Source organism: Hymenobacter arcticus, from assembly GCF_054779975.1.
The window spans coordinates 374,269-395,063 of the sequence record NZ_BAAGXF010000002.1; the positions used below are offsets into that span (position 1 = coordinate 374,269).

The window sequence follows — 20,795 nt, forward strand, 5'->3', positions numbered from 1 at the left end:
CGCCACCGAGAATTTCTTACGCAAATTTACGCCCCCTTGAACACCTCCACCCTTATGAAAGGTTTAGTACCCCGCGCCGTGCACCCCGCCGTGCAGCTTCTGATGTTGCTGGGGCTGGCGGTGGCGGGGCTGTGCCTGGCCAGCCTGCTGGCCCTGGTGCTGGCCAACGTGTGCTATGGCATCTCCATGGCGCAGTTTGGCGCGCTGGCTGCCGCGCCCCAGGGGGTGCCCAACGGCTGGGCTATCCTGATGCTCTACCAGGGCCTGTCGCTGGCCGGCATTGGGGCGGGGGCACTGCTGCTGCCGCGCCTGCTGGGGCAGTCGGTAGGCAGCTACTTCGCGCCGCGCCGGCTGGGGGCAGCGTGGTGGCCGGTGGCGGCGGGACTGGTAATTATCTGCTCGGTCCCGTTTTTATCGGCGCTGGTGGCCTGGAATGCGGGCGCGCATTTCCCGGCTTTTCTGCACGATTTCGAGCTGTGGTCGCGCGAGAAGGAGGACCAGGCCGCTGGCCTCACCAAGTTTCTCACCGATTTTAACACGCCCGGCCGGCTGCTGGTGGGCCTCGTGGTTATTGCCATTGTGCCGGCCGTCGCCGAGGAGTTGGTGTTTCGGGGCGGGGTGCAGCGCTGCCTGGTGCAGTGGTTTGGGTCGCGGCACGTGGGTATTTGGCTGGCGGCGGCCATTTTTTCGGCCATTCACGTGCAGTTTTTCGGGTTTGTGCCGCGCTTCGTGCTGGGGCTGGTGCTGGGCTACTTGTACGAGTGGAGCGGCAACATCCTGGTGTCGATGGCCGCGCACTTCACTCAAAATGCCTTCCAGCTGATACTCTTATACTTGGCCCAGGGCAAGCAGCTGCCCACCTCCCTCGACCCCGACTCCACGCAACCGTTGCCCTGGGCGGCCGTCCTGCTATCGGCAGTGCTCACGGCGGGGCTGCTCACCTGGCTGCATCAGCGCTGGGCCGCGCGCCCTGAGCTGCCTGCCCGCGCATAGCCCCGCCTCATCTGCCTGCCTTTCTCCACCTATCTTCTGCCCAATTTGAATCCCGACGCTACGCTCTCACCCGCCCCCGCCGACCAGCCCAAAGGCCCCAGCAACCTGCGCCTGCGTGTTATCTGGGCCACCCTGGCGGCGGCGCTGCTCATCAGCTGCACCTTCGGCGGGCCCATCTCGTTCGCGTTGTTCTTTGCCGCCGTGCAGGCTGTGATACTGAAGGAGTTTTACCGGATAATGCGGGCAAGTGGCTATAAACCAGCATTTTGGGTTGGTATTGTGGCAGGCACACTGTTGTTTGTCTATTGTGTCTATACCACACTTTCAGGCAATGGATTAACAGTTTATCCGCGTCTGGATGAAGTCCCAGGCCCCCTTAGCTCAACTGATATTGCCCTCTCGTGGGTTTTGGCGCATTTCTGGCCAGTATTTGGTGTCGTCTTATTTGTCGGCCTAATTGTAAGAGGAATTATACGTTGGCCTTCTGAGCAGCAACCATTTATAAATGTGGCTGTCACGCTAATCGGGATTATGTATGTTAGCGTACCCATGAGTCTGCTAGCTAGCATTGCCAACCGTTTTCAGGGTGGGATTTACTCTAACGGTGAATCTCAGTATTCTCCCGGCCGCGTCTTCCTCCTCATCCTCTTCATCTGGGCGGCCGATACCGGGGCCTATTTCGCCGGCAAAAACTTTGGCAAGCATAAGCTGGCCCCCAGCATTTCGCCCGCCAAAACCTGGGAGGGCTGGGCCGGCGGCGCGGCGCTCACGCTAGCCACGGGCTGGGCGGCGGGCTACTTTTTACCCGATATTCCGCTGAGCCACCGGCTGGTAGCGGCGGGTGTGGTGGCCGTGTTCGGCCCACTCGGCGACCTGGCCGAGTCGATGCTCAAGCGCAGCGCGGGCGTGAAGGACTCGGGTACCTTCCTGCCCGGTCACGGCGGTCTGCTCGACCGCTTCGACGCCTTTTTGCTGGTGCTGCCGGTGCTGGCGCTGCTGCAAGTGCTGTTTGGGTGAGCGATGTAAAACGGAGTGGTACTCCGTTCCCGTGCGAGCGACGAACGCGGTGGTACTCCATTCCCGTGCGAATGACGAACGGAGTACCACTCCATTCTACAGTTACCTTTGCGGCGCTTTTTCGTAAGCACACGCATTCTTCCCCTTCCCACCCACCCCCTCACTTTTTACCTTCTCAGATGGCACCCACCACTGTGTATAAAGAGCCGGCCCCGCAGGTTGGCAACACCGAAAATCCGCTTGAGTCCATGATGTCGCGCTTCAATGTGGCGGCCGAAATCCTGGGGCTCGACAACGCCACCTACGAAGTGCTCAAGGCGGCCGACAAGCAGGTTATTGTGCACATGCCCGTGTCGATGGACGATGGCAAGGTGCGCGTCTTCGAAGGCTACCGCGTGGTGCACAACACCATTCTGGGCCCTAGCAAGGGCGGCATCCGCTACGATAAAAACGTGAGCCTCGACGAGGTAAAAGCCCTCGCCGCCTGGATGACCTGGAAGTGCGCCGTGGTAGACATCCCCTACGGCGGGGCCAAGGGCGGCATCATCTGCGACCCCACCACCATGAGCGTGGGCGAGCTAGAGCGCCTCACCCGCGCCTACACCGTGGCCATGAAGGACGTATTTGGCCCCGACCGCGACATTCCGGCCCCCGATATGGGTACCGGCCCGCGCGAAATGGCTTGGATAATGGACGAATTTTCGAAGACGGTAGGCCAAACCGCTTCGGCCGTGGTAACTGGCAAGCCACTGGTAATGGGTGGCTCGCTGGGCCGCACCGAGGCCACCGGCCGCGGCGTAATGGTATCCTGCTTAGCCGCCATGAATAAGCTGGAAATGAAAATCGAAGAGACTTCGGTGGCCATCCAGGGCTTCGGCAACGTAGGTTCGTGGACGGCCAAGCTGATGTTTGACAAAGGCTTGACCATCAAGGGGGTATCTGATATCTCGGGTGCTTACTGGAACGACAACGGCATCAACATCGACGAGGCTATTGCGTACAAAAACGCCCACGGCGGCCGCCTCGAAGGCTTCGAAGGTGCCACGCCCATGGACCCCAGCAAGCTGCTGACCTCGGCCGTGGACGTGATTGTGCCCGCCGCCGTGGAGGACGTAATTACCGAGCACAACGCTCCTTTTATTCAGGCTAAGCTCATCGTGGAGGGTGCCAACGGCCCCACTTCGGCTTCGGCCGACCCCATTATTTACGAAAAAGGCATTTCGGTAGTGCCCGATATCCTCGCCAATTCGGGCGGGGTAACGGTGAGCTACTTCGAGTGGGTGCAAAACAAGCAGGGCTTCAAATGGAGCCTCGACATGGTGACCGAGCGCGCCGACCGCATCATGACTGATGCCTTCGAAAAGGTGTACGCCGTGAGCGTGAAGTACAATATCTCGCTGCGCATCGCCGCCTACGTGGTAGCCATCGACAAAGTAGCCCAAACCTACAAGTACCGCGGCGGCTACTAAACCCACCGCGGATTCAAAAGGATTTCGCAGCTACGCCTGTTGCGCGGGCTACCTGGCTTGGTTCGTTTATTCGCTTGTTTCGTTACGCATTGGTTAAAATACTGAAAGGCGCGGGTCGGTTGGCCGGCGCTTTTCTACTTTTGGGGAATGAAGCGCGGCTTGCTAAATCTTTTATGGCCAGCCCACGTTTCTCCAAAACCAACTTCCTTCGCCAAAAAAGCCAGGCAGCCCGCGTAGCTGCGAAATCCGTTAAATCCGTTTAAATCTGTGATTAAGATACATAAAGAAGGTCGGCGCATCCTGTTCGTGACGCTGCTAGTGCTGCTGGCCCTCAACCTCTTGCTAAACCGCTACAACGGGCCCAACGTGGTATTCAACCGCATTTTTGCGGGCGCCTCGGTCGTGGCGTTTCTAATGCTGCTTCAGTTCTTCCGCTCGCCATTCCGGCGGCTACTCACCCACGAAGACCTGCTGCTGGCCCCCGCCGATGGCAAAGTAGTAGTGATTGAGGAAGTATATGAGGGGGAGTATTTTGAAGATGCGCGCCGCCAAATCAGCGTGTTCATGTCGCCCATCAATGTGCACATCACCCGCAACCCGGTTTCGGGCATTGTCAAGTATTTTAAGTACCATCCCGGCCAATACCTGGTGGCCTGGCACCCCAAAAGCAGCACCCAAAACGAGCGCACTACGGTAGTGGTCGAAAGCGACGCCGGCCCGCTGGTGCTCTTTCGTCAGATTGCCGGGGCCATGGCCCGCCGCATTGTGTGGTACGTGAATGAGGGCGACGAAGTAAGTCAGGGTGAGGAGTTTGGCTTTATTAAGTTCGGCTCGCGGGTCGATATTTTCGTGCCGCTCGATGCTGAGATTAAGGTGGAGCTGGGCCAGAAAGTAAAGGGCGGCGAAACTGTCATTTGCCAGTTGGTGGGCTAAGCGAAGCCAAATTTCCAATAAGGCATTTATATGAAAAAGGCCAGCTTTCTACTAGAGAAAGCTGGCCTTTTTGTAGTGACAAAACAGGGCTAGCGTTGCGGTAGCTGCATTTGCTCCAGCTGTTGCTTTATCATCGGAGCGGTAGCGGGGTTGTGCAGCAGTATATAAGATAATCCTAATTTAAGCAACAAGCAAACGCCAAGCACCACCAGCCAGTTGCGCGGCTGGAACTGGTAGGTGCCCACGTAATTGGGCCAAAACCACCATACGTAGGCGATAATAATCGGCAAATCAAGTAAAACCCCCGTGAATGGGGTGAATAAGTGCTGCGCCACCAGCCATTTCAGGACTAATACTTCGCCCAAAATATAGGCAATTACGAAAGCCGCCAGCTTGATAATCGTGCTGCCCTTCTTAAGTCGATATAAGTTGAGAGCCAATAAGATAGCGCCCGCCACCACCGAAATAGTAGCCGAAACCACCACAATGCCCGCCGGTGAGTAGAGGCGCGGTAAGTCGGCCACATCAGTCTCGGGGGCTTCGGCGGCCAGCGCGTCAGCATCGGCCTGGGCCTTTTGCATCACGGCCTCCAGCTGAGGGCGCAGGGTGGCATCTTCGGGCGCGGGCTGGCCGCGCTGGCGCAGCTCGTTGAGGGCCGCCAGCACGGCTTCTTCGCGATACTGGGCGTGGCCAGTCACGTATTCGCGCAGCGCCGCATCGGGCTTGAGGGCCATTTTGGCCGCGTAGTCTTCCATAGGTAATGAGCAATGAGCAGTGAGTAATGAGCAATTGAGAAAGATGCGCTAACGGCTTATCCACTCAATTGCTCACTGCTCACTATTCACTGTAAAATTGAGCTAGAGCCGCACCCGCCCGCTGCACATCTGCAAACGAGTTGTAGAGTGGTACGGGTGCGAGGCGAATGACGTTGGGCTCGCGCCAGTCGGCGATGATGCCGCGGGCAGCCAGGAAATCGAATAGCTCGCGGCCGCGCTCGTGCACCAGCACCGACAGCTGGCCGCCGCGCTGGGCCGGGTCGGTGGGCGTGATTATCTCCAGCTTCGTCTTGGGTAGTTGCAGCTGATTGATAAGGTATTCTAGGTAGCCGGTGAGCTTTTCGCTCTTAGTGCGCAGTGTAGCCACCCCGCCGGCCTGGTCAAACAGCTCCAGGTTGGCGCGGTGCACGGCCATGGGCAGCACCTGCCCGCACGAAAGCTGCCAGCCCGAGGCTCCCGGCGACGGCCGGAAGCCCGGTTTCATCTGGAAGCGCTCCTGGGGGTCGTGGCCCCACCAGCCGGCCAGGCGCAGTAAGTCGGGCTGGTGCGCAAAACGCTCGTGGATAAACACGCCCGACGTGCCGCCCGGCCCCGAGTTGAGGTACTTATAGGTGCACCAGCAGGCAAAGTCCACGTCCCAGTCATGCAAGCTAAGTACCACATTACCAGCCGCGTGCGCCAGGTCGAAACCCACCTTGGCCCCCACCGCGTGCCCGGCCCGCGTGATGGCCGCCATATCAAACACCTGCCCCGTGTAGTAATTGATGCCCCCGAAAATAACGGTGGCCAGCGAGTCGCCCAGCTCCGCGATTTTGGCCTCAATATCCTCGGTGCGCAGGGTGTGCTCGCCGGGGCGGGGCGTTATTTCCACAATGGCGTCGGCAGGGTCGAGGCCGTGCAGGCGGGCCTGGCTTTCGAGCGCGTATTGGTCGGAGGGAAAGGCCCCGCCTTCCATAAGCACCTTGTAGCGGGTGGTGGTGGGCTGGTAAAACGACACCAGCAGCAAGTGCAGGTTTACCGTTAACGTATTCATTATCACCACTTCCAAGGGTAGCGCGCCCACGATGCGGGCGGCCGACTCGGCCAGGGTGTCTTGGTAAAACATCCAGGGTGACTCACCGTGAAAGTGGCCTTCCACGGCCTGCGTTTCCCACGACTTGAACTCGGCCTCCACGGCGGCGCGGGCGGCGCGGGGCAGCAGGCCCAGCGAGTTGCCGCAGAAGTAAGCGGTCGGCTGGCCATCGGGGCCGGGCGGAATGTGAAATTCCTGCCGGAAGGTGGCCAGCGGGTCGGCCGCGTCCTGGGCGGCGGCAAAGGCGGGGGAAGCGTCGTAGGTCATGCGGGTGGGGAGGTAGCGTGGACTCTGCGAGTCCGCGCGTGAGTCGTTCTGGTTCGTTCAACGCGCGGACTCGCAGAGTCCACGCTACTGCTACATTTTTTCGATAACCATAGCAATGCCTTGGCCCACGCCCACGCACATGGCGGCGAGGCCGTAGCGCACGCCCTCGCGGCGCTGCATCTCGTGCACCAGCGTGGCAATAATGCGCGCGCCGCTGGAGCCCAGCGGGTGGCCCATGGCAATGGAGCCGCCGTTGACGTTGATTTTGCTCATATCAGCTCCCAGCTCGCGGATAACGGCGATGCTTTGCGAAGCAAACGCCTCGTTTATCTCCATCAAGTCCATGTCGGCCAGGGTGAGGCCAGCGCGGGCCAGTGCCTTGTGAATGGCCGGCACCGGGCCCATACCCATGATGGCGGGGTCAACACCCGCCACGGCCGACGAGATGATGCGGGCTAGCGGCTTGAGGTTGTAGCGCGCCAGAGCGTCGTCGCTCACCAGTAGGGCGGCGGCCGCGCCGTCGTTGATACCCGCCGAGTTGCCCGCCGTCACGGTGCCGCCTTCGGGCTGGAAAGCTGGCTTGAGGGTGGCCAGCTTTTCAAGGGTCGAAATGCGGGGCTGCTCATCGGTGTCAAACAGCGCCGTATCGCCCTTGGGCTGGGGCAAAAATACGGGTACCAGTTCCTTGCGGAAACGACCTTTTTCGGCGGCGCGGTGGTACTTGCGCTGGCTTTCAAAGGCGAAGGCATCCTGCTCCTCGCGGGTGATGCCGTACTTTTTGGCCACGTTCTCGGCCGTGTCGCCCATGGTATAGGGGTAGTGCTCTTTGGCCAGGCGGGGGTTCACAAAGCGCCAGCCCAGGGTGGTATCGTGGGCCATAAAGTCGCGGGCAAAGGCCGTCGACGACTTCGCCATCACAAACGGGGCGCGGGTCATGCTCTCGGCGCCGCCAGCCAGGTACACGTCGCCCTCGCCGCACTTAATGGCCCGAAACGCATCCATGATACTTTGCAAGCCACTGGCGCACAAGCGATTGACGGTATTGCCGGGCACCGTAACGGGGAGGCCGGCCAGCAGGCCCGCCATGCGGGCCACGTTGCGATTGTCTTCGCCCGATTGGTTGGCCGCGCCCATTATCACGTCTTCTACGGCGCTTTTGTCGAGGCTGGGGTTGCGGCGCAACAGCTCGCGCAGTACGAGGGCGGCCAGGTCGTCGGGGCGAACGCTGCTGAGCGCGCCGCCAAATTTTCCAATCGGGGTGCGCACGGCATCCACGATATACACATTGGGCATTCCAGTAGTATCGTTGGGGCGAAGCGAGTCCGCCGGTTGAGGGCTAATTTTGGCCTGGCAACGCGCACTGGCGCGAGGCTTTTCCACAACCGCAAAGATGATACAAAGAATTCAAAGCGTTTTTTTGCTGCTGCTGGCATTGGCCATGCTCAGCATGCTGGCCCTGCCGCTCTGGCACAAAGTAGACGGCCTCACCCACCAGGAATTAACCCTCACGGCCTTCGGCTTCACCGCCACCGGCATGCCCGAACCCAAGGGCCTGGGCCCCATCTTCCTCATTGCGTCCTGCGCCATTGCCTCGGCCGTAACGGCCGCTCGTGAGATTTTTCTGTTCCGCAACCGCATGGGGCAGCTCAAGCTAGGTATGCTCAACCTGCTCTTCATCATGGCCACGTTTGGGCTGCAATTCTACTTTTCCAACAAAGGTGAGGCGCTGCTCAACCCCAAGCTGGAGGGTGCTTTTCAACCCGCTTTCTACCTACCCACTATCGCTTTGATGCTGAATTTGTTAGCTAATCGCTTCATTCGCAGCGACGAGAAAATGGTGCGCAATAGCTACGACCGCCTGCGGTAGGTTAAAACGTAACGATACCGTAAAAATGAAAAGCCCCGGCTGCCAACTTGGCGGCCGGGGCTTTTGCGTGGGGGTGTTTTAGGTTGGAAAGAGCGGGGTAGTCTGGTTAGTTCTGGGGTAAGCCCACCGCTTGCTGCAAGGCGCGCACGCTGGACTCAGATTGCAGCGCGCCATACACGCGGCTGAAATTCTGGGGGTCGCTCAAGTGAGCGTACCCAAAGCGGGCTAGCTCAATGCGCGACTCATCGTGGGTGAAAGTTTGGAGTAGTTCGGTTAGCTCTTCGGTACGTAAGCTGCTCTGGGCCAAGGCTTCGGTGGCAGTGCGCAGGCGCTCGGCCTCGGTGGGCCGCTGGCGCAGGTCCTGGGCTAGGTCGGCGGCCTCGCCTGGGTCGAGGGGCCGCAGGTTGGTAGTTGTGCTGGAGCCGGGATAGTAACCGCCACCGTTGCCAGGGCCCGGATTTGGGTACCCGCCCGGTGCATTGCCATAGCCACCGGGGTAGCCCGGCGTTGGGTTGGCGGGCACGTTGTAGCCGCCGTTGGGCTGCCCGTTACCGGGGTATGTGGGGGCCGGCTGGTTGTAGCCGCCCGGCTGCCCGCCGGGGTAGGTGGGAGTGGGTTGGTTGTAGCCGCCCGGCCCGTTGCCAGGGGCGTTTCGTGGGTCGTAGCCGGGGCCGTTATCGTAGCCACCCTGGTTCGGAACTGGCTGCTGGCCCTGGCCATAGTAGCCGCCTGGTGCATTGCCGTAGGGAGCGCCGCCCTGGCCGTAGGAGCCGGGGCCACCCAGCGGCAGCACGCCCACCTGCCGCAGCTGCGGGCCGTAGGGGCGCATTATAAGGACATAGTCGGTTTCGAGGCCGGGTTGCAGCCACACGCTGGTGCGGAAGCGCAGCGGCGGGCCGTAGCCGGTGGGTACGCTAAACTCAGCCCAGTGCCGGCCGGGCGCCAGCAGGCCTACGTGCACCTGGCGAGCCACGGGCCGGGTTAGTAGCCGCCCATCAAGCACCAGGCTGAAGGGCTGGCCCCGCTCAGCCGTGATGGTGAGGTTGGCCGGGGGCGCGGCTATCGCTGGTACTACGGCCACCGCTGCCAGGAGGGCGGCCACCGCCAATGTAAAAAGCCTTTTCATAACCGGAGCACCAAGGAGCCAGCAAGAAATTTTACCGGCTTCTCCTATCCAAATCCAAACGCCGTGCCAACAAAAAAGCCCCCGCTTGGCGGGGGCTTCTTGACTGCCGGCTAAAATGCAGAGCGCTAATGTAAATATCTCGTTGACAATTACTTATCTATCCGTGTTACCTTAAACTCGGTGCGGCGGTTGCGCTGGTACTCAGCTTCCGTCTTCGCGTTTTTCACGATGGGCCGGGTTTCGCCGTAGCCGCGGGCCGTGATGCGGCGCTTGTCAACGCCCTTGCTCACGATGTAGGCCACGGCGGCTTCGGCCCGCTGCTGGCTCAGCTTGAGGTTGTAGGCGTCTTTGCCGCGCTGGTCGGTGTGCGAGCTGAGCTCAATGTTGATTTTGGGGTTGTCCTGCAAGGTTTGCACCAGCGTATCGAGGCGCACGGCGGCGTCGGGGCGGATGTTAAACTTGTCGTAGTCGTAGAAAATGTCTTTCACCTCGATAGCGCGGTTCACTACTATCTTATTGAGCGTCAGCGTTACGGGTAGCCGGATGTCAGTCTGTGGCTGCGTCAGGGTTTCCTGGTTGGGGTAGCGGCCCACGGTGCTCAGGCTGGCGCGGGCCGTGAAGTCGTTGTTGCGGTCGGCGAAGAGTGCGTAGGTCTGAGCCGAGTCGAGCTTGGCCGAGAACTTGCCATCCGGGCCGGAAAGCACATCCTGCTTCTGGCCGCTACCGCTGGTGATGGTCACGGTTTCGCTGGCTACCGGCACAGTGGTGTTGGCTTTGTCATCACGCTCTAGCACAGTGCCATCGACGTAGAAAATAACCGTCTTACGGGCTTTTTTCTTGAATGTGTACAGGTCGTCGGAGCCTTTGCCCCCCTCGCGGTTGGAGGAAAACACGCCCACGCCCGGCGCGATAAAGAAGGGCGCGAAGTCGTCGGCCGCCGTGTTCATGCCCGCCCCCAGGTTCACGGGCTTGCCGCCTTTCACCTGAAAAATATCGAGCTTACCGAAGCCCGGCTGGCCATCCGACGAGAAGTACAGCGTGCCATCGGGCGATACGCCGGGGAAGTTGTCGTTGCCCACCGAATTGATGGTTTCGCCCAGGTTTTCAGCCGGCGAAAAGCGGCCATTAGCGCCCAGCGTGGCCTTGTACAGGTCATTGCCGCCCTGCCCGCCCTTACGCCCCGAGGCGAAGTAAAGCGTAGTGCCATCGGGCGCAAAAACCGGCGAAAAGTCGTCGGCCGTGCGGTCGTTGATGTTCGCCAGTATCGGCTCCACCCACGCGCCGTTGCGGTAGTACGAAATCCACAAATCGACGCTGCGGTAGCCTTTCTTCGAGCCGTCGTTCGAGCGGGCAAACACCATTGTCTTGCCGTCGGGCGTGTAGGTGGCGCTGGCTTGCAGCTCCTTCTCGTTGTTGAACAGCGGCTCCAGCTTGCGCGGCGTGCCGCCGGTCATGGCCGCCGCGTCGTCAAATTTCTGGGCGTAGAGCGCCGTGAAGCGCTCGCCGTTGCCGGGATAAGGCTTGCCATCGCGCCCTGAGGCAAACACCAACTCGCCGCTGTTGGGCATGCGGGCCGCCGAAAAGTCGGAGCTGGGCGAGTTTACCGCGTCGAGCGGCGCTACGTCGTAGGCGGCCGCCGTACCGGCCAGCGCTTTGCTGGCGGTTGCGCTGCGGGCGGCGGCTTCGGCGTGGCTGGCCAGGGTGCGGTTGGTGCCGCTTTGGGCGTAGGTGGTGAAGCGCGTAGCAGCCTCGTCAAACTTGCCGGCGGCTTGCAGCGCCTCGGCGTAGCGGTAACCGAGGTCGGCGGTGCGGGCGTTGCCATCCACAGCGGCCTGGTAGTAGGGCAGGGCCTGGTCGATGCGGTTGGATAGCCGGTATGATTCCGCAATGCGGTAGTTGGCAATGGCCGCACCTTTGCCTTTGGTTGCGTCGGCTTTGTAGAGCGGGATGGCCGCCTCGTACTCGCCGCGCATAAAGCGCTTGTCAGCCTTGCTCAGCTTGCCCGAGCTGGCGCAGCCGCTCAGTGCCACGGCCGGGCCAACTGCCCCAAGTAGTACTAGTTTTCTGAGGGACGAGGAGCGGGTAGGGAAAGCCATGCAGCCGGAATAGCGAGTCTATTGGTTTAATAAACAATAATACAACCGTTTGGGCGGGCCCGTTCGTGCCTTGCCTTCAGCTAGCTGGCAAAATAGGCGGATAGCCAGGTCTGACTTGCTGGGGCCGGCCACTGCTCGTCTAGCTCAGCTTTGGTAGTCAGCGTGTTATTGAAGTACAGCGTATCGGCCTGCACCTGCCCGGCGGCAATGGCTGCGCGCAGCTCACGCTTGGTAAACAGGCTCAGCACCCCGTTATCCAGAAACGCCATGCGCGATTTTTCCAGCAGCGTCAAGCCCAGCCGCTGCTCCAGCTCCTGTACAAAGCGCACCGAGGCATCAATGGAGCAGCCGCTGGCCCCGGCCACCGCCTCATCGAGCCCAATCACCAAAAACTGTCGGTGCAGAAACTGCGCCGAGGCCGCCAACTGCCGCCCGTGGCTCGTCCACTCCTCGGCAAAAGCGGCCATCCGCGGCAGCAGCGCCATCAATTCCTCCTCCGCAAGTGGCCGGCTGGCCTGGTAAATCCACACGCGGGCCTGCGGCGGCAGGTGGTCAAAGGCTACATACATAAATCGCAGATTTTGCAGATTGGGCAGATTTCGCTGATTCAAATGGCGCGGGTTAGTGCGGAGCAAATTTTGGGTCAGCTCTGGCGCAAAGTACTAACTTTTAAAAGTGGAAACCGCAAAAGGGGCGCTTGGCAACCTTCGCAAGCGAAAGCCACCAAACGCCCACCCAAAACCGCGCCATCCGAATCAGCGAAATCTGCCCAATCTGCAAAATCTGCGATTAGCGGTTAATACCTTCGGCGCTGGCAATGAGTTCGGCCAGGTCAAATACCTGGACGTTAGCCTCTTGCTCCTTATTCTTTACGCCATCGCTCATCATGGTCATGCAGAAGGGGCAGCTTACGGCGATGATGGCGCCTTGCAGGCTGTGCTCGCTGGGGGCGGCGCGCTCGGTTTCGACGCCGCGCAGGTTGTCGAGCGCTGCGGCTGCGCCGCTGAGGGTAGCCAGGGCTTCTTCGGTGCGCTCGATGTTGATGTCCTTTTTGCCGGGCTCGGGCTCCTTCCACATTTGGGCACCGCCCGCGCCGCAGCACAGGCCGTTGGCCTTGCTACGCTTCATTTCTACGAGGTCGGCGTCGAGGGCGGCCAGCACGTCGCGCGGGGCTTCGTAGATGTTGTTGGCGCGGCCTAGGTAGCAGCTGTCGTGGAAAGTAATGCGGCGACCCTTAAAGCTTTCGCCGCCGCTCACGGCTACTTTGCCCTCATTAATAAGCTGTTGTAGGTACGTGCTGTGGTGAATCACCTCGTACTCACCGCCCAGTGCCGGGTACTCGTTCTTGATGGTGTTGAAGCAATGCGGGCAGGCCGTCACGATTTTCTTGATGCCGTAGCCGTTCATCGTGGTGATGTTTTGCATGGCCTGCATCTGAAACAGAAACTCGTTGCCGGCGCGCTTGGCGGGGTCGCCGGTGCAGCTTTCTTCGAGGCCCAGCACGGCGTAGTCGGTGCCCACGTGCTCCAGAATGCGGGCAAAGGCGCGCGTCACGCGCTTGTAGCGGTCGTCAAACGCCCCGGCGCAGCCCACCCAAAACAGGATTTCGGGCACTTTACCCTGCGCCGCGAGGTCGGCCACGGTGGGCACGGTAAGCTGGCGCTTGGTGGGGGCGGTGGGAGAGGAGGTAGGAGTCATAACGAAAAGAATACTACTGCTTATAAATCAATACTATACTGTGGTGGTGGCCTTCTCGGCGGCGTACAACTCATCAGCCCAGTTGAGGCGGTCGGAGGGCGAGAAGGCCCACGGCGCGCCGTTGTTCTCAATGTTGGAGAACATGACGTTCAGCGAGTTAGGCGCGGCCGACTCTTCCAGCACCAGGAAGCGGCGCATCTCGATGATGCTTTCCAGGGGGTTGATGTTCACGGGGCAGCTTTCCACGCAGGCGTTGCAGGTGGTGCAGGCCCAGAGCTCCTCAGGCGTCACCTTGCCGCGCAGCAGCGTGGCTTCCATGAGGTCGGTAACGGGCTCGTGCTTAGTCTCTTCCCCATACACGTTGGGGTGGAAGATGAGCGGCGAGTTGTACTTCTCCTCCACCCGGTCGCGGGTGTCCATAATGATTTTGCGCGGCGAAAGCAGCTTGCCCGTAAGGTTGGCGGGGCACACCGAGGTGCAACGGCCGCACTCGGTACACGCGTACGAGTTCATGAGGGCCGTCCAGGGCAGGTCCTCCACGTCCTTCGCCCCGAAGGACATGGGCGCCACGGCCGAGCCATCGGGGTTGGTAGCGGGCGCGGGCACCTCGTAGCTGGGGTCCATCATGGCCTTCACCTCGTGGGTGATGCTCTCGACGTTGGAAAACTGCCCCTGCGGCACCAGGCGCGAGTACCACACATTCGGAAAAGCCGTGATGATGTGGAAGTGCTTGGAGCTGGGTAAGTAGTTAAGAAACAATAAGATACCCGTAATGTGAATCCACCAGGCAGCACGCTCCAGCACTTCTAGCGTCGCCACGCTAGAGGTAGGCAGCAGATTAGCCAGGAAGTGGCTGACCGGGAAAGCGCCCGGCAACTCCTTGCCTTCCATCTGATGCAGCCGGATGTCGGCCGAGTTCATAAAGAACAGCGCCAGCATCAGGGCCACCTCGATGTAGAGAATGATGTTGGCGTCGAGCTTGGGCCACATGCGCAGCTCGGGGCCGGTGAAGCGCCGCACGGGCGGGTTGTGGTTGCGCCGCCACCAAAAGGCCGCCACCGCAATAAGCACCAGCGCCGCCAGCACTTCATTGGTCGCCATGAGGGCACTGTACACCGGCCCCAGGAAGCTCAAAAAGCGGTGCGTACCGAACAAGCCATCGATGATGATTTCGATAACCTCCACGTTGATGACGATAAAACCCACGTACACAATGAGGTGCAAAAACGCGGGGGTGAGGCGCTTAAACATCTTCTGCTGCCCGAAGGCCACGAGCAGCGTTTTGTTGAAGCGCTCGGCGGCGTGGCCGCTCATGTCGCGGGCGCGGCCCACGAAAATATTGGCCCTGATTTTCTGAACCTGCCAGGCAAACAGGCCGAAGGCTGCCAGCAGCAGCAGCGCGAAAAGGATGGGTTGCAGCATAGACGGTAAAGGTAAGCGGCGGGGTGGGATGGGGCTGCAATTTAGTAGGCATGACGACTACTTTCTGCCTCCGGCTTCAGCTTTTTACTCGCTGAAAGAATTTTTTTCACAGCATTTCTTGCGTCGTAACGCATTTTTAGTACCTTTGCACTCCCAAGCAGCTAAAAAGCTACCTGGGGCAAAACGGCGACATAGCTCAGTTGGTAGAGCACAGCACTGAAAATGCTGGTGTCGTTGGTTCGATTCCAACTGTCGCCACCACAAAAAGGGCCTCTAGCACTGCGCTAGAGGCCCTTTTTGTTTTGTCAGCGCTCGCCGCTACCGGCCCCGAATGGTATCAATAAACCTGGTTTTGCGCTTGATGAAGACGTAGCGAATGGAAAAGGCTGTGGGAAACCGGGCATAGTCGTCGCCACTGAACTCGATGGTGGGCTTAAAATCGAAGCTGAGGGCCACGGGTAAAAACGCCACCTTGTACTCGACCCCCACTATCCCGTCGAGGCCGCTAAAGCCGCCCGTATCCTTGTTGTGCCCCACGTGGCCGCCCGCGCCGAAGTAGTAGTTGAGGCTAGGCCCCAGAATACCAAAGTGATACTCACCCAGCACCGTGCCGCTGTACTCGCGCTCACCCAGCCCGGCAATGCCTTCAATGGTGACTCGCGAAGCCACCCGCTGTTGCAGCGTGATGCCGTAGTTGCCGCCCCCCAGGCGTGCGCCCAGCGCAGTATTGTATTTCTGGGCGCTGGCCCCGTGGCCGAGGGCCAAAAACAGGGCCAGCAACCCGCTGAGGCGGATAAAGTGTGGGTGCGTCATAACTGGTAACAAAGCAAAGCTGGCGTGGCGCAGGCAACTACGGTGCCAACGCCGGCCTATCGGTGGCTAGTGCCCTACGCTGGGCAGCTACGCGGTGGTTACGTATAAGATTCCGGCTTTTGCAGCTTTTTCTCGGGGCCTAACGTTTGTTAGCCGGACCTTTGTATTGATATTTTTTCACCCACTGCTTACCGCGTGTACTTGCATTACGTGGCCTCCTACCTACCGGCGGCCGTTGTTACCAACGAACATTTTACCCGTCTCAACGGGTTGGCCTCCGACTGGATAATTGAGCGCACCGGCATTCGGGAGCGCCGCAAGGCCGGGCCGGGCGAAAATGCGAACACGATGGCCATTGCGGCCACCCACGCCTTGGTGGCGGGGCTACCGGAGTTTGACCCAGCCAGCATCAACCTCATTGTGGTGGGCACTTACACGCCGCACGATACCATCTATACTGCCGCCCATGCCGTGCAGCGTGAACTGAATATCAATGAGATACCGGTGGTGAGTATTTCGTCGGCCTGCTCGTCGCTGCTCAACGCGGTTGAGATTGTGGAAGGCTACTTTGCCATGGGTAAGGCCAGCCGCGCGCTGGTGGTAGTAACCGAGCACAACACGGCCTACAACAACGAAGAGGATACCATGGCCGGCCACCTGTGGGGCGATGGCGCGGCGGCGCTGCTCTTTACCAAGGAGCGCTTGGCCCCTACCGACTTGCGCGTGGTGCAGGTGCTCACGGGCGGGGCCGCGCCCATGGGCAAGGCCGACGAAGCGGTGACCCTCAAGCCCGTGGATAAGGGCATTGTGATGCCGTTTGGGCGCGACGTGTTTCAGCAAGCCTGTACCTACATGGCGCGCATTACGCAACAACTGTTGGATGCTAATAAGCTTACAATAAATGAGTTAAGCTACTTGATTCCGCACCAGGCCAACCTGCGCATCTCGGCCAACGTGGTGAAGCAACTGGGCCTCGACCCCGCCCGCGCCGTGAACAACATCGAGCGCCTCGGCAATACGGGTTGTGCAGGTGCGGCCATCGGCTTAGCCGAAATCTGGCCTAACATCAAGCAGGGTGATAACTTGATTATCACGGTATTCGGTGGCGGTTACTCCTACGGGGCCATGCTGCTGGAAAAACAATGAGCAGTTAGGAATGAGCAGTGAGCAATTGCTTGTAAACCACATTACTGTCTGTTCACTGATGATTGTTCACTGATAACTGAAATTCATGCTGCCGCCCGCCGCCGCTTTTTTATCTGAAATCACGTTCCAGACCAGCCGGGCCAGTGGGCCGGGTGGGCAGAACGTGAACAAGGTGGAAAGCCGCGTGGAACTGCGCTGGCACTTGCAGGAGTCGGGGGTGCTCACGGCGCTGCAAAAGCAGCTCATTCTGGAAAAGCTGGTGGGGCAGCTCACTGCCGAAGGCTACCTGCAAGTAATTGCCCAGGACGACCGCAGCCAACTGCGCAATAAGGAAATCGCGCTGGCCCGCTTCTACGAGCTGCTGCAAAAAAGTCTACGCCGCCCCAAGCCCCGCCGGGCCACCCGCCCCGGCGCCGGCGCAGTACGCAAGCGACTGGAAGGCAAGAAGATACAAAGCGAGAAAAAGGCCAACCGGCGGCGGCCCGAGTAGCGGCTGGCCGGCCCACTGCGCCCGGCCCACTGCCCGGCAAAGCCCCAAAAGCAGAAAGGCCCGCCCTTGTAGGGTGGGCCTTGGTGAGTAACGAGGCAGGCAGAGCGAGTAGGATAGAAGCGGGCAGAGCGGCTAGCAGGGTTGTCTCATAGTCAGAAAGGGTGGCGGTTGCTGCGCTGGCGAAAGCGTAGTTTCCGATACAAAGGACTATGTTTAGGGGTGAGGAGTTGAGCGTAAAAACTCCCTTTTTGAAAAACAGGTATTTATACGGGGGTAGCTGCGCTAATCAATCAGCCCGTGCCGGGCGGCGTACACGACCAGGCCGGCCGAGTTGGGGGCGCTGGTTTTTTCGAGCAGCTTTTGGCGGTGGCCCTCCACGGTGCGGCGGCTGATGAAGAGCTGCTCGGCAATGTCGGCGGCCGTGCGGCCCTGGCAAATGAGGCGCAGTACCTCGTGCTCGCGGGTGGTGAGCTGCACCAGGTCGGGCTGGCGGGTGGTGGGGGTGCGCTCGGGGTGCTGCACGCCCCGCACCAGCGCCCGCGAGATGCGCGGCGTGAAGTGGTAGCCCGTGGTCACTACCTCCTCAATAGTGTGGCGCAACTGCTCTTGGTCCACGTCCTTAGGTAGGTAACTGCGCACGCCAACCTTCATCATCTGGCTGATGTACTTATCGGCCGAGAACATTGACAACACGATAATTTTCAGGTCGGGAAACTCGTGCAGCAGCAGGCGGGCCGCCTCGGGGCCGTCGATGTTGGGCATTTGCAGGTCGAGCAGCAGCACATCGGGTAGGCGCTGGCGGCAGGTGGCTAGCAACTCGGGTAGCTCGGCGGCTTCGGTCACGGCCTCCACGTAGGGCAGGGCCTGCAAAATGTAGCGCATGCCCTGCCGAAACAGCTGGTGGTCATCGAGCAAGGCAATGTAGATGGGCGTGGTAGGCGTTGGCATAGCTAGCGGGCGGGAAAGAAGCGGGAGATTAAGAAACGGAGTTGTCAAGCTCAATAAGCGTGCGGGTGCCCTGGCCGGGGGCCGACTGCTGGCTGAGGTGCGCCCGCAGCATGCGCACGCGCACCTCGATGCTGCGCAGGCCCGCCCCACTCGTCACGGACTGCCCACTTTCGCGGGCGGCCAGGTCGAAGCCGCAACCGTTGTCTTCCACCGTGAGGGTGAGGCGGGAGCCGGCCTGATGCAGTGCCACGTGCAGCACGGTGGCCCCCTGGGCATGCTTTTGGGCGTTGTGAATCAGCTCCTGGCAAATGCGGTAGAGCGCCAGCTCCTGGGCCAGCGCCAGCGGCTTGGGGTAATCGATGGCCACCACCACGTCGAGGGTGCTGGTCTCGTTGCACACATCGGCCAGGTGGTGCAGGGCATCGGCCAGGCCAAAGCGGTCGAGCACGGCGGGATAAAGGCTGTGTGAGAGGCCGCGCACGTCATGCACGGCGTTGCCTAAAATCTCCTTTACCATGGCCGTGAGGCTCTCCATTTCTTCGGCGGCCAGGCTGTTGTCGAGGCGGCCCACTAGCAGCTTAGCCGTGGCCAGCGTGGAGCCGATGCCATCGTGCAAATCGCGCCCAATGCGCTCGCGCTCATGCTCTTGAGCCTCAATAACGGTGGCTAGCAGCTGCTGCTGGTAGTCGGCCTCGGCGGCGCGCAGGCGCAGCTGCTGTTGCAGCAGCCGCTTCTGGTACACCACAATAAACAGCACCAGCGCCACCGCCGACAACAGCATGAAGCTGATGCCGCCGACCAAAAGCTGGCCGAAGGCTATTTCTGGGGGCGAATCCATAAGGCTACAAGGTAGCAGCTATATAATACGACCAAAAGGAGCGCGTGAATTTCCCAGATATCCACATTCAGCTGATTGGAATAATGGCTGAGTGAGAAATTACTAAACAAGAAAATCTGTAGGCTGCCGAGGTGCTTGATAACCAGGCCTATTGACACCCAAAACATAGGCTCCTGGTTAAGATTAGCTACGCGTAACTCGTTGAGGAGCTTACGAAAATACAGCGTAACCAATCCCAACACCAGGATGCTTTCCAGCACGAGCAGCGCTGGCTTGAAGTGAGCTACTTCGGGAGCCAGCAGGCTGTCGAAAGCACAGTACGCTACGAAACCACCAGCCAGCCAGGGCCGCACTCGCGAAAAAGCGGCCCAACTCAGGGCTTTGTCATACACTAACGCCAACAGCCAGATTTCGCCAGCTACAAAAATGGGGATAATGAATAAGTTTGGTCGGTGGTAATGAAGCAGAAGTTCAACCGCAATCTCAGTAGCGACCTCTACGCCGAGCAGCCCCGTTAAGTAGCGTAGCTTGACTGGCAAGCGCCGGTACCTTATTAAGCCCCCTATAAAGGCTACGCCTAGTACAAACTGAGCCAGCGCAGCTACGCCTCTACCGAAAAAAAGTGATTGAAGAGTAGTGGCTATCAAGTTAGTAGTAGGTAGACCAATAGTAATGGGCAGAATAAAGGGCTAGTAGCTGCCAGCCCTTAGTTGGGTGGGCTAGGCCTGGAGAAGTCGTAGAATGGCTGCCCAGCATCTTCGCCGGTGGCCTGTATTAGCGCTGCCTTGGTAAGCTCGGCGTAGGAATTGGTTGCACTGATAGTTTTTACAAAAGCCTCGCGGTCGGCAGCGAAGTCAGCCTCCGTTTTTGGCGCGGCATCAGTTATTTGGCGAATGCGCAAAACCAGGCCGAACGTTTGCTTCAGGGTGTAGCAGTTCGGGAAAGCGGGGTAGTGCTGGTGCAAACCAAAAAGTATCAGTAACTCCTTCTCTTTAAATTTGTTAGCATAAAAGAAAGAGTCCAGGAAGTCACCCATGTCGAAGGTGTAGCCCGTTAGCGGCCCGTAGTTGCTGCCAAACATATGGGCAGTTTTCAGCGATGCCTGCTTCCAGTTGTTGAGCCAGGTGTGCACCAGTTCGTTCGGAATCTGGTCACCCAAGCTGCTTACCTGGTCGTCGGCTCCGAGATGCTCAGTTGCACCTAGCTGTACAGCGTTGCTGGTAGGCGTAGTTACCGGCGGCATGTACTCAGCCAGGTAGTAGGCCGATACCCGGCCGCCCAGGGCATCAGTAGCGTAGAGCGCCAGCACGAAGAGCTTCTCCCCCGATTTTTCCTCCTCTTTCAGTAGAAACTGGGCCTTAATCTGTTGTGCCCCTACGGTAGACAGCAGGTACTCCACGATAGGGAAGGAAAGCCGGACGGCTTGCATCGGGCTGCCATCGGGCTGCTGAAACACGGCCGTCAAATCTTGGTGGTGGCTTACGTGCCGGCTCCACGCGGCTGCGTATTTGTCGAACTGGTGCTGGTCGAGAATGTGAACAGGAGGCTGGGGGGCCATGGGGTTGGTAAAAAAAGTGAGGGAAACGTGTTGCCTACGAGAAATAGCAGCGGAGCCTTTGACTTGCAAAATGCTATAAGGCAATATATTGCAGTAGCTGCCAGGCCGCTCGGCCGCAGCCAAAAAGCCCCCATGTACCTAACGTGGGGGCTTTTTGGAAGGGTCTTCTACCAATGCTGAAGCCGTTGTAATAGCCACAAAGGGACGGCTTGGTTAGTAGCAATACTAGGGTAGAAGTACGTGGTTTTGAGAACACGTATTTATAC

Annotated in this window: 20 protein-coding genes and 1 tRNA gene; 8 read left to right on the forward strand and 13 right to left on the reverse strand. The window is 59.7% G+C overall.

Features of this window, described 5'->3' with window-relative positions:
* Positions 1-54: 54 nt before the first annotated feature.
* The 4 genes from ACYVGC_RS05145 (at position 55) to ACYVGC_RS05160 (ending at position 4,412) form a co-directional block, all read left to right on the forward strand.
* A complete protein-coding gene (locus ACYVGC_RS05145; protein WP_460582720.1) occupies positions 55-993 on the forward strand; it encodes a CPBP family intramembrane glutamic endopeptidase in 939 nt (312 codons plus the stop codon).
* A 45-nt stretch (positions 994-1,038) separates the two neighbouring features.
* Positions 1,039-2,010 (forward strand): phosphatidate cytidylyltransferase, encoded by a 972-nt coding sequence (locus ACYVGC_RS05150; protein WP_460582721.1) that lies wholly within the window; start codon positions 1,039-1,041, stop codon positions 2,008-2,010.
* A 179-nt stretch (positions 2,011-2,189) separates the two neighbouring features.
* Positions 2,190-3,479, forward strand: a complete 1,290-nt coding sequence (locus ACYVGC_RS05155; RefSeq protein WP_460582722.1) for a Glu/Leu/Phe/Val family dehydrogenase — start codon at positions 2,190-2,192, stop codon at positions 3,477-3,479.
* Between the two features lie 270 nt (positions 3,480-3,749).
* Positions 3,750-4,412 (forward strand): phosphatidylserine decarboxylase family protein, encoded by a 663-nt coding sequence (locus ACYVGC_RS05160; protein ID WP_283566838.1) that lies wholly within the window; start codon positions 3,750-3,752, stop codon positions 4,410-4,412.
* Positions 4,413-4,501: 89 nt separating this feature from the next.
* On the opposite strand, the gene ACYVGC_RS05165 is transcribed toward ACYVGC_RS05160, so the two are convergent.
* From ACYVGC_RS05165 to ACYVGC_RS05175, 3 genes are all read right to left on the reverse strand, one after another.
* Complete coding sequence (locus tag ACYVGC_RS05165) at positions 4,502-5,167, reverse strand: hypothetical protein (protein ID WP_460582723.1); 666 nt, start codon at positions 5,165-5,167, stop codon at positions 4,502-4,504.
* Between the two features lie 82 nt (positions 5,168-5,249).
* Positions 5,250-6,527 (reverse strand): kynureninase, encoded by a 1,278-nt coding sequence (gene kynU / locus ACYVGC_RS05170; RefSeq protein ID WP_460582724.1) that lies wholly within the window; start codon positions 6,525-6,527, stop codon positions 5,250-5,252.
* 90 nt (positions 6,528-6,617) lie between these two features.
* Positions 6,618-7,820, reverse strand: coding sequence for a thiolase family protein (locus ACYVGC_RS05175; protein WP_460582725.1), 1,203 nt, complete (start codon positions 7,818-7,820; stop codon positions 6,618-6,620).
* Between the two features lie 97 nt (positions 7,821-7,917).
* Between ACYVGC_RS05175 and ACYVGC_RS05180 the strand changes: the two genes are divergently transcribed.
* A complete protein-coding gene (locus ACYVGC_RS05180; RefSeq protein WP_460582726.1) occupies positions 7,918-8,394 on the forward strand; it encodes a DUF4293 domain-containing protein in 477 nt (158 codons plus the stop codon).
* Between the two features lie 106 nt (positions 8,395-8,500).
* Here ACYVGC_RS05180 and ACYVGC_RS05185 read toward each other — a convergent pair whose 3' ends face one another.
* From ACYVGC_RS05185 to ACYVGC_RS05205, 5 genes are all read right to left on the reverse strand, one after another.
* Positions 8,501-9,520: a DUF4476 domain-containing protein gene (locus ACYVGC_RS05185; protein WP_460582727.1), complete on the reverse strand. Its 1,020-nt coding sequence runs from the start codon at positions 9,518-9,520 to the stop codon at positions 8,501-8,503.
* Between the two features lie 149 nt (positions 9,521-9,669).
* A complete protein-coding gene (locus tag ACYVGC_RS05190) occupies positions 9,670-11,616 on the reverse strand; it encodes an OmpA family protein (protein WP_460582728.1) in 1,947 nt (648 codons plus the stop codon).
* Between the two features lie 80 nt (positions 11,617-11,696).
* A complete protein-coding gene (locus ACYVGC_RS05195) occupies positions 11,697-12,185 on the reverse strand; it encodes a hypothetical protein (RefSeq protein WP_460582729.1) in 489 nt (162 codons plus the stop codon).
* A gap of 220 nt (positions 12,186-12,405) precedes the next feature.
* Entirely contained in the window at positions 12,406-13,314 is a 909-nt protein-coding gene (locus tag ACYVGC_RS05200) for a (Fe-S)-binding protein (RefSeq protein ID WP_460582730.1), read from the reverse strand.
* A 33-nt stretch (positions 13,315-13,347) separates the two neighbouring features.
* A complete protein-coding gene (locus ACYVGC_RS05205) occupies positions 13,348-14,736 on the reverse strand; it encodes a (Fe-S)-binding protein (RefSeq protein ID WP_460582731.1) in 1,389 nt (462 codons plus the stop codon).
* A gap of 185 nt (positions 14,737-14,921) precedes the next feature.
* On the opposite strand from ACYVGC_RS05205, the gene ACYVGC_RS05210 reads away from it, so the two are divergent.
* Positions 14,922-14,997 (forward strand) — tRNA-Phe (locus ACYVGC_RS05210).
* Positions 14,998-15,054: 57 nt separating this feature from the next.
* Here ACYVGC_RS05210 and ACYVGC_RS05215 read toward each other — a convergent pair.
* On the reverse strand, positions 15,055-15,549 hold the full coding sequence (locus ACYVGC_RS05215) for a hypothetical protein (RefSeq protein ID WP_460582732.1): 495 nt from the start codon (positions 15,547-15,549) through the stop codon (positions 15,055-15,057).
* 195 nt (positions 15,550-15,744) lie between these two features.
* Here ACYVGC_RS05215 and ACYVGC_RS05220 point away from each other — a divergent pair, with 195 nt between their 5' ends.
* Positions 15,745-16,695 (forward strand): 3-oxoacyl-ACP synthase III family protein, encoded by a 951-nt coding sequence (locus tag ACYVGC_RS05220; RefSeq protein WP_460582733.1) that lies wholly within the window; start codon positions 15,745-15,747, stop codon positions 16,693-16,695.
* A gap of 85 nt (positions 16,696-16,780) precedes the next feature.
* A complete protein-coding gene (gene arfB / locus ACYVGC_RS05225; RefSeq protein ID WP_460582734.1) occupies positions 16,781-17,185 on the forward strand; it encodes an aminoacyl-tRNA hydrolase in 405 nt (134 codons plus the stop codon).
* 282 nt (positions 17,186-17,467) lie between these two features.
* Here arfB and ACYVGC_RS05230 read toward each other — a convergent pair whose 3' ends face one another.
* From ACYVGC_RS05230 to ACYVGC_RS05245, 4 genes are all read right to left on the reverse strand, one after another.
* Positions 17,468-18,133 (reverse strand): response regulator transcription factor, encoded by a 666-nt coding sequence (locus tag ACYVGC_RS05230; RefSeq protein WP_460582735.1) that lies wholly within the window; start codon positions 18,131-18,133, stop codon positions 17,468-17,470.
* 28 nt (positions 18,134-18,161) lie between these two features.
* On the reverse strand, positions 18,162-18,971 hold the full coding sequence (locus ACYVGC_RS05235; RefSeq protein ID WP_460582736.1) for a sensor histidine kinase: 810 nt from the start codon (positions 18,969-18,971) through the stop codon (positions 18,162-18,164).
* Complete coding sequence (locus ACYVGC_RS05240; RefSeq protein WP_460582737.1) at positions 18,950-19,363, reverse strand: hypothetical protein; 414 nt, start codon at positions 19,361-19,363, stop codon at positions 18,950-18,952. The genes ACYVGC_RS05235 and ACYVGC_RS05240 overlap by 22 nt, the downstream gene beginning before the upstream one ends.
* A gap of 314 nt (positions 19,364-19,677) precedes the next feature.
* Entirely contained in the window at positions 19,678-20,529 is an 852-nt protein-coding gene (locus tag ACYVGC_RS05245; protein WP_460582738.1) for a hypothetical protein, read from the reverse strand.
* Between the last annotated feature and the right edge of the window lie 266 nt (positions 20,530-20,795).